14 protein-coding genes are annotated in these 14,478 nt (G+C 61.4%); 6 read left to right on the top strand and 8 right to left on the bottom strand.

The window, feature by feature from the left end; translation table 11 throughout:
• Positions 1-105 precede the first annotated feature (105 nt).
• The 4 genes from D0T11_RS22205 to D0T11_RS18115 all read right to left on the bottom strand — a co-directional run bounded on the left by D0T11_RS22205 (position 106) and on the right by D0T11_RS18115 (position 2,471).
• Positions 106-324: a hypothetical protein gene (locus tag D0T11_RS22205; protein ID WP_147374716.1), complete on the bottom strand. Its 219-nt coding sequence runs from the start codon at positions 322-324 to the stop codon at positions 106-108.
• Positions 325-411: 87 nt separating this feature from the next.
• Positions 412-621, bottom strand: coding sequence for a zinc ribbon domain-containing protein YjdM (locus D0T11_RS18125; RefSeq protein WP_119657219.1), 210 nt, complete (start codon positions 619-621; stop codon positions 412-414).
• A gap of 173 nt (positions 622-794) precedes the next feature.
• The gene (gene ychF / locus D0T11_RS18120) at positions 795-1,892 is read right to left on the bottom strand and encodes a redox-regulated ATPase YchF (protein WP_119657218.1); all 1,098 of its coding nucleotides are present in this window, start codon (positions 1,890-1,892) and stop codon (positions 795-797) included.
• Between the two features lie 210 nt (positions 1,893-2,102).
• Positions 2,103-2,471: a DUF3276 family protein gene (locus D0T11_RS18115; protein WP_119657217.1), complete on the bottom strand. Its 369-nt coding sequence runs from the start codon at positions 2,469-2,471 to the stop codon at positions 2,103-2,105.
• A 318-nt stretch (positions 2,472-2,789) separates the two neighbouring features.
• Between D0T11_RS18115 and D0T11_RS18110 the strand changes: the two genes are divergently transcribed.
• The 3 genes from D0T11_RS18110 (at position 2,790) to D0T11_RS18100 (ending at position 4,449) form a co-directional block, all read left to right on the top strand.
• Positions 2,790-3,713: a DUF58 domain-containing protein gene (locus D0T11_RS18110; protein ID WP_119657216.1), complete on the top strand. Its 924-nt coding sequence runs from the start codon at positions 2,790-2,792 to the stop codon at positions 3,711-3,713.
• A 247-nt stretch (positions 3,714-3,960) separates the two neighbouring features.
• Entirely contained in the window at positions 3,961-4,218 is a 258-nt protein-coding gene (locus D0T11_RS18105; RefSeq protein WP_119657215.1) for a hypothetical protein, read from the top strand.
• A gap of 18 nt (positions 4,219-4,236) precedes the next feature.
• Positions 4,237-4,449: a hypothetical protein gene (locus tag D0T11_RS18100; RefSeq protein ID WP_119657214.1), complete on the top strand. Its 213-nt coding sequence runs from the start codon at positions 4,237-4,239 to the stop codon at positions 4,447-4,449.
• A 71-nt stretch (positions 4,450-4,520) separates the two neighbouring features.
• On the opposite strand, the gene D0T11_RS18095 is transcribed toward D0T11_RS18100, so the two are convergent.
• Entirely contained in the window at positions 4,521-5,456 is a 936-nt protein-coding gene (locus D0T11_RS18095) for a DMT family transporter (RefSeq protein WP_119657213.1), read from the bottom strand.
• 210 nt (positions 5,457-5,666) lie between these two features.
• Between D0T11_RS18095 and D0T11_RS18090 the strand changes: the two genes are divergently transcribed.
• The 3 genes from D0T11_RS18090 (at position 5,667) to D0T11_RS18080 (ending at position 9,951) form a co-directional block, all read left to right on the top strand.
• A complete protein-coding gene (locus tag D0T11_RS18090) occupies positions 5,667-7,001 on the top strand; it encodes a replication-associated recombination protein A (RefSeq protein ID WP_245991004.1) in 1,335 nt (444 codons plus the stop codon).
• A gap of 181 nt (positions 7,002-7,182) precedes the next feature.
• The gene (gene sppA, locus D0T11_RS18085; RefSeq protein ID WP_119657212.1) at positions 7,183-8,940 is read left to right on the top strand and encodes a signal peptide peptidase SppA; all 1,758 of its coding nucleotides are present in this window, start codon (positions 7,183-7,185) and stop codon (positions 8,938-8,940) included.
• A 192-nt stretch (positions 8,941-9,132) separates the two neighbouring features.
• Positions 9,133-9,951: a purine-nucleoside phosphorylase gene (locus D0T11_RS18080; protein WP_119657211.1), complete on the top strand. Its 819-nt coding sequence runs from the start codon at positions 9,133-9,135 to the stop codon at positions 9,949-9,951.
• Positions 9,952-10,305: 354 nt separating this feature from the next.
• Here the strand turns inward: D0T11_RS18080 and D0T11_RS18075 are convergent, their stop codons facing one another.
• The 3 genes from D0T11_RS18075 to D0T11_RS18065 all read right to left on the bottom strand — a co-directional run bounded on the left by D0T11_RS18075 (position 10,306) and on the right by D0T11_RS18065 (position 14,472).
• Positions 10,306-12,822 carry a multicopper oxidase domain-containing protein gene (locus tag D0T11_RS18075; protein WP_119657210.1) on the bottom strand — a complete coding sequence of 839 codons (2,517 nt, stop codon included), beginning with the start codon at positions 12,820-12,822 and terminating at the stop codon, positions 10,306-10,308.
• Positions 12,823-12,926: 104 nt separating this feature from the next.
• The gene (locus D0T11_RS18070) at positions 12,927-13,397 is read right to left on the bottom strand and encodes a DUF305 domain-containing protein (RefSeq protein WP_119657209.1); all 471 of its coding nucleotides are present in this window, start codon (positions 13,395-13,397) and stop codon (positions 12,927-12,929) included.
• Between the two features lie 448 nt (positions 13,398-13,845).
• On the bottom strand, positions 13,846-14,472 hold the full coding sequence (locus D0T11_RS18065) for a helix-turn-helix transcriptional regulator (protein WP_119657208.1): 627 nt from the start codon (positions 14,470-14,472) through the stop codon (positions 13,846-13,848).
• Positions 14,473-14,478: the final 6 nt, after the last annotated feature.

Raw genomic sequence — 14,478 nt, 5'->3', positions numbered from 1 at the left:
CGCCAAAAGTGCGGCGTGTTGGTGCGCAAGTCCTGCTCGTTTAGCCGGTGCGAGAAAATGCACCATACGCGCATCCAACTCGTCATCGACGAGCACAACCGTCGGTTAACGCCAACCTGAATCACCTCGCATTATACCACCGCCAAAAATAGATTCAACGGTATCAAAAACTAACTCAATCTGAAATCCTATAATGTCTATTTTACCAGGATTAGTCGATAAATAGTCTGGTTCAGACTCATAAAAGAAATAGGCAGATAATTGACGCCCTACCAATTTATCGAGCACGGATGTAATATGCTTTTCTAGAAGGTGATGAGGCATGAGAGCTGGCAATAAATAAAAAGCGCCCCGCCCGAATCGTTCGGGCGGGGCGTTTAAGGTACGGCGGGGGCGGCAGAAACCGCGGCGTCAAGCTTTCTTCAGGAACTCGGTTTTGAGCACCATCGTGCTGCCGCCGGCCCGGCCTTCGATTTCGGCGGGGCTGTTGGTGAGGCGGATGTTCTTGACCACTGTGCCGCGCTTGAGCGTGAGCGAGGAGCCCTTCACTTTTAGGTCCTTGATGAGCGTCACCGAGTCGCCTTCCGCGAGCAGGGTGCCGTTGCTGTCTTTTACGTCCATGAGGTTGGGGAGGCAAGCGGTAGAAAGAACGTGTCATGCTGAGCGAAGGCGCAGCCGTAGTCGAAGCATCTCTACCGCTTCGTTGCAGTAGTCATGATTACCATTGCAGTAGAGATGCTTCGACTCCGCTCCGCTTCGCTCAGCATGACGTTCTGTTTCGCTCCAGTCCGTGATCAGACGTTGAAGCGGAAGTGCATGATGTCGCCGTCCTGCACCACGTATTCCTTGCCTTCGACGGCCATTTTGCCGGCTTCCTTGATTTTGGCTTCGGTTTTATACTGCTGGTAGTCGGGCAGCTTAATGACTTCGGCGCGGATGAAACCCTTCTCGAAATCGGAGTGGATGACGCCGGCGGCGGCGGGGGCTTTATCGCCCCGGTGCACCGTCCAGGCACGTACTTCCTGCACCCCGGCCGTGAAGTAGGTAATCAGGTTGAGCAGGGAGTAGGAAGCGCGAATCAGGCGGTTGAGGCCCGACTCGGTGAGGCCGTATTCGCCCAGGAACATCTCTTTTTCCTCGGGGTCCTCCATCTCGGCAATCTGCGACTCGATGGCGGCCGACACGAGTACCACTTCGGCGCCTTCCTGGGCCACGTGGGCCTGCAGGGCGGCCACGTGGGCGTTGCCGTTCTGGATGCTGCCTTCGTCGACGTTGGCCACGTAAATCACGGGCTTGATGGTAAGCAGTTGCAAATCGGCCACTGCTTCCAACTCCTCGGGCGTTACGTCCAGGGCGCGGGCGTTCTGGCCGGCTTCGAGGGCGTCCTTGAAGCGCTGGAGCACCACTACTTCCTTCTTGGCCGCCGCGTCGCCGCTCTTGGCCGAGCGCTCCGACTTAGCCAGCTTCTTATCGATGCTCTCCAGGTCCTTGATCTGGAGCTCGGTATCAATCACGTCCTTGTCGAACACCGGATCGACGCCGCCGGCCACGTGCACGATGTTCTCGTCGTCGAAGCAGCGCACCACGTGGATGATGGCATCGACCTCGCGGATGTTGGCCAGGAATTTATTGCCCAGTCCTTCGCCCTTGCTGGCGCCCTTCACGAGGCCGGCAATGTCCACGAACTCGATGATGGTGGGCAGCACGCGCTTGGGGTTCACGAGCTCTTCCAGAATCTGGAGCCGCTCGTCGGGCACCGTAATCACGCCCACGTTGGGCTCGATGGTGCAGAACGGGTAGTTGGCCGATTCGGCTTTGGCGTTGGAAAGGGCGTTGAAAAGCGTGGATTTGCCGACGTTCGGCAGGCCGACGATACCGCAGCGGAGACCCATAAGGTGAGATGGTGAGTTGGGGAAATAGTGAGCCGGACTAACGGCCCAATTCAAGGGGCGAAGGTACGGGGCTTTTTCGGGGAAAGCACGGTGCCCGCCGGCCGGCGCTGGCGGGCCGAACGCAACACGGCGCGCCGGGGCCGAAGCCGGGCGCGCCGTGGGGCACTAAAGAGAGTAGGGTTGTTTCGCTAGGCCGAAGAAGCTAAAGGGTTAGTAAGTGCTGTTGCCGTTGCTGGTACCGTTCTCGGCGCGGTTGTAGTTGCCGTCGCGGTTTTCGCTGTCGTAGGCGGGGCGGGGGCGGTCGAGCTCGGCCACTTCCTCGGGCGTCAGCAGCTCGTCGCGCACGTAGTCCACGGCATCTTGCAGGGCATCCACAAACTTGAGGAAATCCTCCTTGTAGAGGAAGATTTTATGTTTCTCGTAGGAGAACGTATCATCGTCGCGCAGGCGGCGTTTGCTCTCCGTAATGGTCAGATAATAGTCCTGCCCGCGCGTGGCTTTCACGTCAAAAAAGTACGTGCGCTTCCCCGCTTTAATGCGCTGGGAGTAAATCTCTTCCTGGTCGTGACGGTCTTCCACAGTCCTTTCTGGTAAAATTTTGTTATTCCAAGATGATTGAAGTTCAGCGCAAAATACGGAGTTGCAGGCAGATAGTAAAATTTTAAGTCCTGAATTTTCCTATTCCGGGAGAAATATTCAGAAGAACGGGGCAAATAAGGCAAAAAGTCGCTCTGACGGGGATGAGCAGCGTAAAAAAAAACATGGTATAAAATCAAGATTATATATTTCAGCCGACGCATGTCAATGGGTCGGATTTATGCGCCGGTAGCGGGCCATGCTCATGGTGCGGGCCGATTCCATCGTACCTTGCCTGTCCGTCTTTTTTCGCTCTGCTTCATGGCCCAACCGCTCGACCTTGCCGCCGTCAGTTCTTTCGGAAACCTGGAGTTTCTGGCCCGCCAGCTGGTGGAGGGCTTCATTACCGGCCTGCACCAGTCGCCCTACCACGGCTTCTCGGTCGAGTTCTCGGAGCACCGCCTCTACAACCCCGGCGAAAGCACCCGCCACCTCGACTGGAAGGTGTTTGCCCGCACCGATAAGCTGTTTGTAAAGCGCTACGAGGAGGAAACCAACCTGCGCTGCCACCTGCTGCTCGACGTGAGTCCGAGCATGTACTACCCTGCCCCAACCCACGACAAGCTGCGGTTTTCGGTGCTCTGCGCGGCGGCCCTCACCACGCTCCTGCAACGGCAGCGCGACGCGGTGGGCCTCGTTACGTTTGCCGATACGGTGGAGCTGCAAACGCCGGTGCGCTCCACCAGCACCCACCGCCACACGCTGCTGCTCACGCTGCAACAGCTGCTGGAACGGCCCGCCGCGCCCGGCCGTGCCGGTACCAACGTGGCGGGTGTCATCCACACCATCGCCCAGCAGATTCCGAAACGCTCGTTGGTTATCCTGTTTTCCGACATGCTGGGCCGCGCCCCCGAGGAGCAGGACGACATGCTGGCCGCCCTCCAGCACCTGCGTCATCAGCACCACGAGGTGCTGCTGTTTCACGTGATGGACCGCGCCACCGAGGCCGATTTCAACTTCCAGGACCGGCCCTACCTGTTCGAGGACCTCGAAACCGGCCATACCCTCAAGCTCCAGCCCAGCCAGGTGCGCGAGCAGTACCAGGCCGCCATGCGCCGCTACGAGCACGATTTGGCCCTGCGCTGCGGCCAGTATAAAATCGACTTCGTGCCGGTTGACATCCGGGAGCCGTTCAACAAAGTGCTCTACGCCTACCTGGTGAAGCGCGGCAAGGCGCGGGGGTAACCATCTGTCATCCTGAGCAGAGCGAAGGATCTTATCCGGTTTGCACCGGATATTGCTACCGGCATTCAAGCGTAGAAAGCCTCCGCCCCGGGCTGTCAGAACACGGCGCACCGCTGCGTTTTCCTCTGCGCACCTCTGCGGGAACCTTACATTAGCGGTTTTAAAGGTCCTTTTGCGAAGGTTCTGACGTGATAAAATCCTTCGCTCTGCTCCGGATGACGGGCAAAATCTAAACTTCCCACCACCTATGGCCCTTTGGTTTTGCCGCGTGTGCGGCCTGGATTACGATGAGTCGCCGTGGGGTGCGGATGGGCGCACGCCCGACCACACGCTGTGCGCCTGCTGCGGGGCCGAATTCGGCTACCACGACGCCACCCCGGAGGCCGCCCGGCCGTTTCGGGCGCGGTGGCTGGAAAGCGGGGCCGAGTGGTTTTATCCCAACGTGCGGCCCGCTGGCTGGCTGCTGCCGCCCCAGCTGGCCCAGATTCCGGCCGCTTATCAGTAGGCGGCGTACTTTTGCCGGATGCTGGTCTTTGATACTCTGTTTTTTGCCCTGCCCGTCTGCCTGCTGTCGGCGGTGATGACCGTGTACATTGCCCACATGTACGGGCGGCGGTTCTGGCCCTGGCTGCTGTTCGGGTTCTTCGTGCCGCTGCTGTCTACGTTCGTGGCCATTGCCCTCGGCGTCCGCGACGCCCGCCGCCAGGAGGCCGCCGATAAGAAGCGAGACAGGTGAGTTTGAAGCCGCAAGCCGCAAGCCATCAGAACTGCGCTTGCGGCTTGTGGCTTGAAGCCATACGCTTGAAGCTAATCCTGGATTGGTTCGAGCGGGGGGACGGCGGCCAGCTGGCTGGGGCGGGGCTTGCGGCTGACCAGGAACACGCCGATAAAAATCAATAAGCCCTGCCAGGCCCGGTCCCAGGTGAGGTGGTCCTTGCCCAGGCTCACGGCAATGAGCACGGCCAGTGCCGGCTGGAGGTAGATGTAAGCGCCCAGCAGGGCCGGGGAGGCATACTTGAGGGCCCAGTTGTTGAGCAGGTAGGCCAGAATGGTCAGGCAGACAACCATGTAGGCAATGGCCGCCCAGATGCCGGGCGGGAAGCTGGCGTAGTCGGGGGCCTGCACCTGCTGCCAGCCGGCGGGCACCGCCAGAAACGCGCCCACCAGAAAAATGCGGGCCAGCACCGTGAAGGGGTGGTACTTGCGCATGAGCGGCATCACGAGCACCAGGTAAACGCCGAAAGCGGTGGCATTGAGCAGGATGAACACGTTGCCCAGCAGCCCGTCCTGGCCGCCGGCCGCCACGGGGCCCTTGCTCAGGATGATGCTGGCCGCCCCCAGGCCGGCCACGCCCACGCCCAGCACCCGGCGCAACGTCAGCTTTTCGCCCAGCAGCCCCGCCGAGGCCAGCACCGTAACCACTGGGGCGATGGTCTGGATGAGGGAGGCGTTGATGGGCGAGGTCAGGTTGAGGCCCGAAAAGAACAGCAGCTGGTTCAGGCCGATGCCGAGCACGCCGCAGGCTACGGCCCGCAGGTTGTCGGCGCGGCCCGTAATCCGATCCTGGGGTGCTACCAGCCGGCTCATCACCCCGAAAAACAGCGTGGCCCCCACAATGCGCAGCAGCACCAGCCCAAACGGCCCCATGTAGCGCGGCATCACGTCCTTGGAAATGCTGTAGTTGGCCGCGTAAATCAGGGCCACCACAAACAGGGCCGCGTGGACCTTAACGGAATTCTTCATTTCTTTTTGAGCTTCAGGCCGCAAGCTACAAGCTGCGGGCTCACTGCCGACTATTCTAACCAGCCTATTACCCTCAGAGCCCCAGGAACTGGTGGTCGCCACTGCTCCCCCCGGCCTTCGGGAACAGCTTGCAGCTCGCGGTTTGCCGCTAAAAAAAAGACTCTCCCAGCCGAAGCTTGTAGCTTGCAGCCTAAAGCTTGCAGCTCAAAAATGACCGGTTCCCTCTTCGATTCCGACCCCGTTCCTAACCCCGGCCCACCGGCCCGGCCGGGTGCCCACGCCCCGCTGGCCGAGCGCCTGCGCCCCCGTACCCTCGACGAATACGCCGGCCAGAAGCACCTCGTCGGCCCCGAGGGCGTGTTGCGCCGCTACCTGAGCGCCGGCCGGCTGCCCTCCCTGATTCTGTGGGGGCCGCCGGGCGTGGGAAAAACCACCCTGGCCAATTTGCTGGCCCAGGAGCTGGGCAAGCCCTTCGCCTCGCTGAGCGCCGTGAACGCGGGCGTGAAAGACGTGCGTGAGGTAATCGAGCGGGCCCGCAAGCAGCGCGGCACGGTGCTCTTTATTGATGAAATCCACCGCTTCAGCAAAAGCCAGCAGGATGCGCTGCTGGGCGCGGTGGAGCAGGGCGTGGTTACGCTGATTGGGGCCACCACCGAAAACCCATCGTTCGAGGTAATCCCGGCCGTGCTGAGCCGGGCCCAGGTGTACGTGCTGGAACCCCTGGGCAAAGACGTGCTTACCAGCCTCGTAGACAAAGCCCTGGCCGAGGACGAGGTGCTGAAGACCAAAAAGGTGCGCATGCAGGACTACGGCGCGTTGCTCACCATTTCGGGCGGCGACGCGCGCAAGCTGCTCAACCTGCTCGATATTGTGGTGGAAGCCAGCCGGCCCGACCCGAAAACCGGCGAAATCATCATCACCGACGAAGGCGTGCAGCAGCTCGCCCAGCAGCACCTGGCCCGCTACGACAAAGGCGGCGAAATGCACTACGACGTTATTTCGGCCTTTATCAAGAGCATCCGGGGCTCCGACCCCAACGCGGCGCTCTACTACCTGGCCGTGATGCTGGAGGGCGGCGAAGACGCCAAGTTCATTGCCCGCCGCCTGCTCATTCTGGCCTCCGAAGACGTGGGCCTGGCCAACCCCAACGCCCTGATTCTGGCCCAGAGCTGCTTTCAGGCCGTCACGGTGATTGGCATGCCCGAGTCGGATATCATCTTGGGGCAGACGGTGGTGTACCTGGCCACCTCGCCCAAGAGCAACGCCAGCTACAAGGCCATTCGGGCGGCGCGGGCGCTGGTGCGCCAGCAGGGCGTGCAGCCGGTGCCCATTCCGCTGCGCAACGCCCCCACCCAGCTCATGAAGGAGCTGGGCTACGGCAGCCAGTACCAATACTCGCACGACTACCCCGGCCACTTCGCCTACCAGGAGTTTATGCCCGAAACCCTGAGCGGCACCACCTTCTACCAGCCCGCCGACAACCCCGCCGAAGCCAAAGCCCGCGAACGGCTGCGGGAGCTGTGGGGAAAGAAGTACGGAATGTAGGGGCAGAACCAGAACGTAGCTCCCCTCCTCAGATGAGGAGGGGTTGGGGGTGGTTGATGCTTCGAGGCCGCGCTCCTACGCCGTTGCGGCCCGAAAGCGGGGCGTTGGTTGAATACCCGGCGGCGGCTATCGAAAGACGTTACATTTGTTACAGGACCTAACCTGTTAGTTGACTTTCTGCATGAAACAGTTCTTTAAATACGTGCTGGCCACCATCACCGGTGTGCTGATTCTGGGCCTGATGGCGGCCGTGCTGGTCATCGGGCTGATTGTCGGGCTGGCCTCGTCCGACAAAACCATTACCGTGGCCAAGAACTCGGTGCTGGAACTCAAGCTCGACAAGCCCATCGGCGAGCGGGCCTTCAACAACCCGCTGCCGGGCTTCGTGGGCGGGCAGGCCAGCAGCATCGGGCTCGATGAGCTGAAGGCCGCCATCCGCCGGGCCAAAACCGACGGCGACATCAAGGGCATTTTCCTGAACCTGGAGTTGGTGCAGGGCGGCATGGCCTCGCTGGAGGAAGTGCGCCACGAGCTGGTGGAATTCAAGAAAGGCGGCAAGTTCGTGGTCAGCTACGCTGATGCGCAGTCGGAGAAGAGCTACTACCTGGCCTCGGTGGCCGATAAGCTCTACCTCAACCCCCAGGGCACGCTCGAATTCAACGGCCTGAGCTCGGAGCCCACCTACTACAAAGGGCTGTTCGACAAGCTGGGCGTGCAAGTGCAGATTTTCCGGGTCGGCTCGTTCAAGAGCGCCGTCGAGCCCTACTTCCGCACCAGCATGTCCGACTCGGCCCGGTTGCAGACGTCCTCGTTCCTCAACTCGCTCAACAACGCCATGCTGGCCGACGTGGCCGCCTCGCGCAACATCGCGCCCGCCCGCCTCAAAGTCATCAGCGACTCGATGCTGGTGCACAACGCCGCCGATGCCAAGCGCCTGCAGCTGGTGACCGACCTGGGCTACTACGACCAAGCCACCGACTACATGAAGGGCAAGCTGGGCCTGGAAAGGGATGCCAAGCTAAGCCTGGTCGACCTTTCGGCCTACGCCAAGGGCAACGAGGAGGACAGCAATTCGAGCAGCAACAAAATTGCCGTCATCTACGCCGACGGCGACATTGTGACGGGTAAGGGCGGCAACGAAAGCATCGGAAGTACCCGCTTCGCCGAAGCCATTCGCAAGGCCCGCCTCGACGACAAGGTAAAGGCCGTGGTGCTGCGTGTGAACTCGCCCGGCGGCTCCTCGCTGGCCTCCGACATCATTTACCGCGAGGTGATGCTGACTAAGAAAGTGAAGCCCATCATCGCCAGCATGTCGGACGTGGCGGCTTCGGGCGGCTACTTCATCGCCATGGGCTGCGACACGATTGTGGCCCACCCCACCACTATTACGGGCAGCATCGGCGTGTTCGGGGTGCTGCCCAACATCGGCCCCTTCCTGAGCGATAAAATCGGTATCACGACCGACCGCGTGACGACCGGCAAGTTCTCCGACTTCCCCACCATCACGCGCGCGCTCACACCCTTCGAGCAGCAGCAGTTCCAGCAGGAAATCAACCGCATCTACGCCGACTTCACCACCAAGGCCGCTGCCGGCCGCAACATGCCCGTCGAGCGGTTGCGCCGGTTCGCCTCGGGCCGGGTGTGGTCGGGCACCGAAGCCAAGGAGCGCGGCCTCGTGGATGTGCTCGGCTCGTTCGACGACGCGCTGCGCATTGCCGCCCGCCGCGCCAAGCTAAAAGAAGGTGATTACCGGATTCAGAAGCTGCCCTACCAGAAGTCGTTTGCCGAAAACCTGTTCAGCTCCTTTAATGAAGAAGCCCGGTTGCGGGCCGTGAAAGCGGAAATGGGACCACTCTACCCCATGTTCGAGCAGTACAAGAAGCTCGCGGAAATGCGCGGTGCCCAGGCCCGGTTGCCGTTCGAACTGAACGTGCAGTAAGGGATTTGGAGTCAAAAGAACGGTCATCCTGAGCGGAGCGAAGGATCTTATCATAGCTGAACAGAATCCGTAACAACGATTCGTTCTCGCCTGATAGGATCCTTCGCTCCGCTCAGGATGACCGTTCTTTTTCAGACCTTGCGCCCCTGAAACGTCAGCCAAAAACCAAAAACCACCGACCAAAAACGAACCATGCAACAATTCCACGAAGCCACTGCCTACTTAAAAAAACACCTCCACGATTTCAAGCCTGAAGCGGGCATCATCCTCGGTACCGGGCTGGGGGCGCTGGTGCACGACGTGGAAGTGGCGCACCGCTTCAGCTACGCCGATATTCCGCACTTCCCGGTATCCACGGTGGAAAGCCACGCCGGCGAGCTGCTGGCTGGCACGCTGGCCGGCAAAAAGGTGCTCGTGATGCACGGCCGCTTCCACTTCTACGAGGGCTACTCGATGGAGCAGGTGGTGTTTCCGGTGCGGGTGATGCGGCTGCTGGGCATCCAGAACCTGTTTGTGAGCAACGCCAGCGGCGGCCTCAACCCCGAGTACGAGTACTCGGACCTGATGCTGCTCGAAGACCACATCAACCTCCAGCCCACCAACCCGCTCATCGGCCCGAACCTCGACGAGCTGGGTCTGCGCTTCCCCGACATGCTGGAGCCCTACGACCTGCGCCTGCTCAGCCTGGCCGAAGAAGCTGCCCGCGACCTGAACCTGGACCAGTACCTGCGCCGGGGCGTGTACGCCTCGCTGCCCGGCCCCATGCTCGAAACGCCGGCCGAGTACCGCTACCTGCGCACCATCGGGGCCGATGCGGTGGGCATGAGCACGGTGCCCGAGGTAATTGCCGCCGTGCACATGGGCCTGCCGGTGCTGGCCGTATCCGTCATCACGGACCTGTGCGCGCCCGGCAAGCTCAAAAAGGTGAATATCGCCGACATTCTGCGCACTGCCGCCGTGGCCGAACCCCGTCTCACGGCCCTCATCAAAGCCGTACTGGCTAAGCTGTAACTGCTGTTACGCAGGTCGCTTCCGGTATCTGCGGTGGCAGGTCGTTTTTCGTTGCTCGTTTTTCGTTTTTCGGGGCTGATTGATTAATGAAAGTGAAGCAGCCCCGAAAAACGAGCAACAAGCACCGAAAAACGAATGCTTCAACGGCTACTGCGGAACATCAGGCGGTAAGTCGACTGGCTTGCCGGAGCACGAAAAGCGCCGCCGCAGAATCTGCGGCGGCGCTTTTCGTGTTGGGTACGGTGGATGGTGGTATGCCCTGGGCTTACGCCCGCCTGCTGTTGACTGGCGGGCAAGGGTAGTTTTTGAAGCAGCAAACAGCGCGGACAGCCGACAAGGCCGCCTGGCCGGCCGCTAGAACCGCACGCTCAGGCCGCCGCCGCCGCCGAAGCGGTTGTCGTAGCTGCCCATGAGCGAGAGGTTACGCGAGAGCATATAGTCCAGCCCGGTACTCCAGACGACTTCCTTAGTGAAACTGCGGTTGTTCTCCAGCTTGTTCACCCAGCCGAAATCGGCCTGAAACTCGTAGTAGCCGAACGCCGCCAGGCGCGGAAAAATCATGATTTCACGGCCCAGGCTCAGGCGAGGGCGCAGCTTGTTATCGAGGCGGGCGTCTATGTTGAACAGGTAGGGTGAGAGGAAACGCAGGCCCGCTACGGCCGTGGCGGAGCTTTCGGTCATCATTTTGCCCGGACCCGACTCATTAGGAGCCGGCGCGGCCCGGCGGCGGGTGCTTTCCACGTTCACGCCCCCAAACACGCGCAGGTAGTCGTAGAGGTAGCGCTCGTAGGTGGCCTCGGTTTCCAGGTTGCGGTTCCAGCCGTATTCCACGCTCAGGTTGAACTGGTTGCGCAGGTTGGATGAGGTCAGGTTGAGGCTGCTCTGGTGCGAGGCCACGTCGAGGCGGCCCCAGGTATAATACTGGTTGGTTTCGTGGAGCAGGTTGCCCAACGGCGAGCCCTTCAGGCGCGGGTCGCGGGGCGTGTCGTAGCTCGCGATGCGGGCCATGCCGCCCATCATGTGGTAGAGAATGTGGCAGTGCAGAAACCAGTCGCCCGGCTCGGTGCCCAGCACCTCAATCGTGACCTGCTGCATGGGCGGCACGTTCACGGTGTGCTTGAGGGGCGAGTACTCCCCGTTTTCGTTGACGACGCGGAAAAAGTGCCCGTGCAGGTGCATGGGGTGGTGCATCATCGTCAGGTTGTTGTAGGTGATGCGGGTAATCTGGTTGCTGCGAATCGGGATTTTATCGGCCGACGACAGCGGCACCCCGTTCATGCTCCAGATGTAGCGTTGCATGTTGCCGGTGAGGTTGAGCAGGATTTCGCGCACGGGCGCCGTGGTGGCATAGGCCGTTTTCTGGGGGGCGCGCAGGTAGTCGTAGTTGTACTCGGCAAACATGTCCATGCCGCCCATCCCTGCTTTCTTGTCACTGCCCATGTCCATACCGGCCATCGGCTTGTCGGCGCCCGTTTTCATACCGCCCATCGGCATGTCGTGCCCGGCGTGAGCCGTGTCGGCGGGCATATTCATGCCGGCCATCTGCTCTTTTTTCTTCCCCTTCATGTGCATGCCCGCCATGTCGTGCTTGGGCTTGGGCGGTGCGGGCTGGTCGTTCATCGGCATGCCCGCCATCTTGCTGCCGCCACTTTTATCCATGTCAGCCATTGGCTTGTCGGCCCCCATTTTGTGGCCGCCCATCTTCATGCCGTCCATCTTGCCTTCCTTGCCCTGCATGTCCATCTTCATGCCCCAGTTCTCCTTCATCTGCTGGGCATCCACGTGGTTGGGGCGGAACTTGAGGGCCGGCGCGCCCATGCGCATCTTCATCTGGGCCATTTGCTGCATGAGGCCGATTTTGTCGGGCCGGGGCAGTACGGCGGCCGCCAGCACCGGGCCGTTGCCCAGGTAAGCCGAGGTGGTGCCGGAACCGTCCTGGGCCATGGCCCGCAGCTCCAGCTGGCCGTTGGCGGGCACGGTCACCAGGAAATCGTAGGTTTCGGCTACGGCAATAAAGGTTTTGTTGTGTGCTACCGGCACCACGTCCTGGCCGTCGGCCGCTACCAGCAGCGGGGCCTCGCCCCCAAACGTCATCCAGAACTGGGTGGAGGCCGAGCCGTTGATGATGCGCAGGCGCACCCGCTCGCCGGGCCGGAACTCGGGGTATTGCTGCACCGGCTGGCCGTTCACCAGAAAGGCATCGTAGTAGATGTCGGCAATGTCGAAGCCTTCCATGCGCTGCTTCCAGAAGTTGAGCTGGGCTCCAAAGGCCCCACGGGCCACCACCCGGTTGAGCGGCGTGGCCGTGCCCTTGCGGATATTATACCACTCGGTGCCCCGCTTGAGGAAGCGCAGCACGTTTTTGGGCTTCTGATTGGTCCAGTCCGAAAGCACCAGTACCAGGTCCTTGTCGTAGGTCAGGCGCTCCTGCTTCGGCTCGATGACGATGGAGCCGTACACGCCGCTCTGCTCCTGGAGCATGGTGTGCGAGTGGTACCAGTAGGTGCCGGCCTGCCGAATCGGAAATTCATATTTCTGGGTCTGGCCCGGCTCGATGGGCGGCGTGTTGAGGTAGGGTACGCCGTCGTAGAAGTTGGGCACCAGCAGTCCGTGCCAGTGTACCGACGTTTCCACATCCATCTCATTCTTCACGTAAATCACGGCGTAGCCGCCTTCCTTGAAGCGGATGGTGGGGCCGGGAATGCCGCCGTTCACGGTCATGCCCATCACTGTCTTGCCGGCCTTGGTCACGGTTTGCTGCCGCAGCGTCAGGGTGTACACGGTCGTATCCGTCTGGGCGCGGGCGGGCAGGCCCGTCAGAAGCCAGATGCCGAGTACCGCCAGGAGTTTGCTGAAAATTGAAGTCCTCATGAAAATGGTCTGATGAAGCAAAAAGGCTGCAAGTCACCGGGCCGGCAGCCTGCGGGCCATACGCACCTGAGCAGCGGCGCGGGCCATGATAGGGCAAGTGTGGATTACCGGGCCGCCCGCTCCCGTTTCAGCCGGGCCAGCATCTGCTGCATCTGCTTGATTTCGCGCTCCTGGGCCTCAATGATAGCATCGGCCAGCTTGCGCACTTCGGGGTCCTTGATGTCGGCCCGCTTGCTGACCATAATGGCGATGGAGTGGTGCGGAATCATGGCTTTCATCCAGAGCGTATCGCCAATAAAGGTCTGGGAGCGCACCATGGTGGTGGCTACCACAAACAGCACCAGACTGCTGCCCATAATCAGGGCGTTAAGTTGTTTGTTGGGATACATTTTCCACATGAAGCCCATCATAATCAGCGTCATCGGCACCAGCATCAGCAGGGCCATATACAGGCGGGTCATGCTGAAATACACGTGGTCCCACTCGTAGACGTTCAGGTACATGACCACGTACATGGCGACCAGCGAAACGGCCATCATCAGAAAGAAGCGGGAGTAAGGGCTTTGGTGTTCCATAGAGGGGAGTGGGTTGGGGAGAAGAAAAAAAGGAAAAACAGTTACTTGCTGGTCAGTAGGTTGCGGTTCTTCGGCGGCCCTTGCCGTTGCGGCGGCCCGCTCAGCAACCTGGCCTCCCTTGAATCAGGGTCCCGGCAGGTGCTGGTTCTGCTAATGACGGCAAAGCGAAACGCCTTAGCGAAGGGGGGCTTTGCCCTTGCTGCCCAGGGGAGGGGCCGAGGCATAGGCCCCGGGTGCCACGTACATGGCCGCCACTACTTGTTTACGGCAGGTAAGCGAGGTGGATTTGTTTCCGTTTCATGGTCTTTGGCATAATTTCGGGTGCCGGGCCGCCGCAACCCGGCACCCGCCACGCGCTGCCGGGGCCGGCCACTGGCTGGAACCGACCCGGGCAATCCAGCCGGGGCTGGCCGTACTAAACGGCTACCCGGCGTTAGGTGCCCGTCCGTCAGGCGGTGCTTTTGGGTGGCTCCGCAGGCGGGTTGGCCGTTGCGGCGGCGGTACGCACCTGCTGGCGGTAGGCCGATGGGGCGCAGCGCGCGAACTGCCGGAACTGCCCGGAAAAATGTGCCAGACTGCTAAACCCCAGTTGCCGGGCAATGTGGCCGATGCCCACCGAGGAGGCTCCCAGCAGCTCCTGGGCGTAAGTCAGCCGCTGATGCTTGACGTAGCTGAGCAGACTCCCGGAGCCGGGCAGGCGGGCAAACAGGCTATGCAACCGGCGCACGCTCACGCCCACCTGCTGGGCCAGCACGGCAACGAAGTCGCGGTGGCGGAGTGCCGGGCGGCGGCGCAGCAGCTCGGGCACCAGCTGCCGTACCTGGGTGACCAGCACCTGCTGCGGGTTTTCGAGCAGCGCAAACCCGGCCGCTGCCAGCGCTTGCCGGATGCGGGGCCAGTCCTGCGCCTGCACCGGGCCGGCCACGGTGGCCGCCCCCAGGCGCACGTGCAGTACCCGCAGGCCCAGGCTTTCCAGCTCGTGCCGTACTACCCGAATGCCGCGCGGGCATACCACGTGCTTGATGTAGAGCACGGTGCGAACAATGGCGGGCGGGAACGAATGGTCGGATGACATGAGCAA

This window comes from Hymenobacter rubripertinctus (assembly GCF_003583925.1).
Lineage (GTDB): Bacteria > Bacteroidota > Bacteroidia > Cytophagales > Hymenobacteraceae > Hymenobacter > Hymenobacter rubripertinctus.
This window is presented reverse-complemented; position numbering and strand designations above follow the sequence as displayed.

What these genes read in the sequence shown, in the direction of transcription:
- D0T11_RS22205 (WP_147374716.1), bottom strand. Translation starts at nt 324, where the DNA reads ATGCCTCATCACCTTCTAGAAAAGCATATTACATCCGTGCTCGATAAA.
- D0T11_RS18125 (WP_119657219.1), bottom strand. Translation starts at nt 621, where the DNA reads ATGGACGTAAAAGACAGCAACGGCACCCTGCTCGCGGAAGGCGACTCG.
- ychF (WP_119657218.1), bottom strand. Translation starts at nt 1,892, where the DNA reads ATGGGTCTCCGCTGCGGTATCGTCGGCCTGCCGAACGTCGGCAAATCC.
- D0T11_RS18110 (WP_119657216.1), top strand. Translation starts at nt 2,790, where the DNA reads ATGGCCCAACCGCTCGACCTTGCCGCCGTCAGTTCTTTCGGAAACCTG.
- D0T11_RS18105 (WP_119657215.1), top strand. Translation starts at nt 3,961, where the DNA reads ATGGCCCTTTGGTTTTGCCGCGTGTGCGGCCTGGATTACGATGAGTCG.
- D0T11_RS18100 (WP_119657214.1), top strand. Translation starts at nt 4,237, where the DNA reads ATGCTGGTCTTTGATACTCTGTTTTTTGCCCTGCCCGTCTGCCTGCTG.
- D0T11_RS18095 (WP_119657213.1), bottom strand. Translation starts at nt 5,456, where the DNA reads ATGAAGAATTCCGTTAAGGTCCACGCGGCCCTGTTTGTGGTGGCCCTG.
- D0T11_RS18090 (WP_245991004.1), top strand. Translation starts at nt 5,667, where the DNA reads ATGACCGGTTCCCTCTTCGATTCCGACCCCGTTCCTAACCCCGGCCCA.
- sppA (WP_119657212.1), top strand. Translation starts at nt 7,183, where the DNA reads ATGAAACAGTTCTTTAAATACGTGCTGGCCACCATCACCGGTGTGCTG.
- D0T11_RS18080 (WP_119657211.1), top strand. Translation starts at nt 9,133, where the DNA reads ATGCAACAATTCCACGAAGCCACTGCCTACTTAAAAAAACACCTCCAC.
- D0T11_RS18075 (WP_119657210.1), bottom strand. Translation starts at nt 12,822, where the DNA reads ATGAGGACTTCAATTTTCAGCAAACTCCTGGCGGTACTCGGCATCTGG.
- D0T11_RS18070 (WP_119657209.1), bottom strand. Translation starts at nt 13,397, where the DNA reads ATGGAACACCAAAGCCCTTACTCCCGCTTCTTTCTGATGATGGCCGTT.
- D0T11_RS18065 (WP_119657208.1), bottom strand. Translation starts at nt 14,472, where the DNA reads ATGTCATCCGACCATTCGTTCCCGCCCGCCATTGTTCGCACCGTGCTC.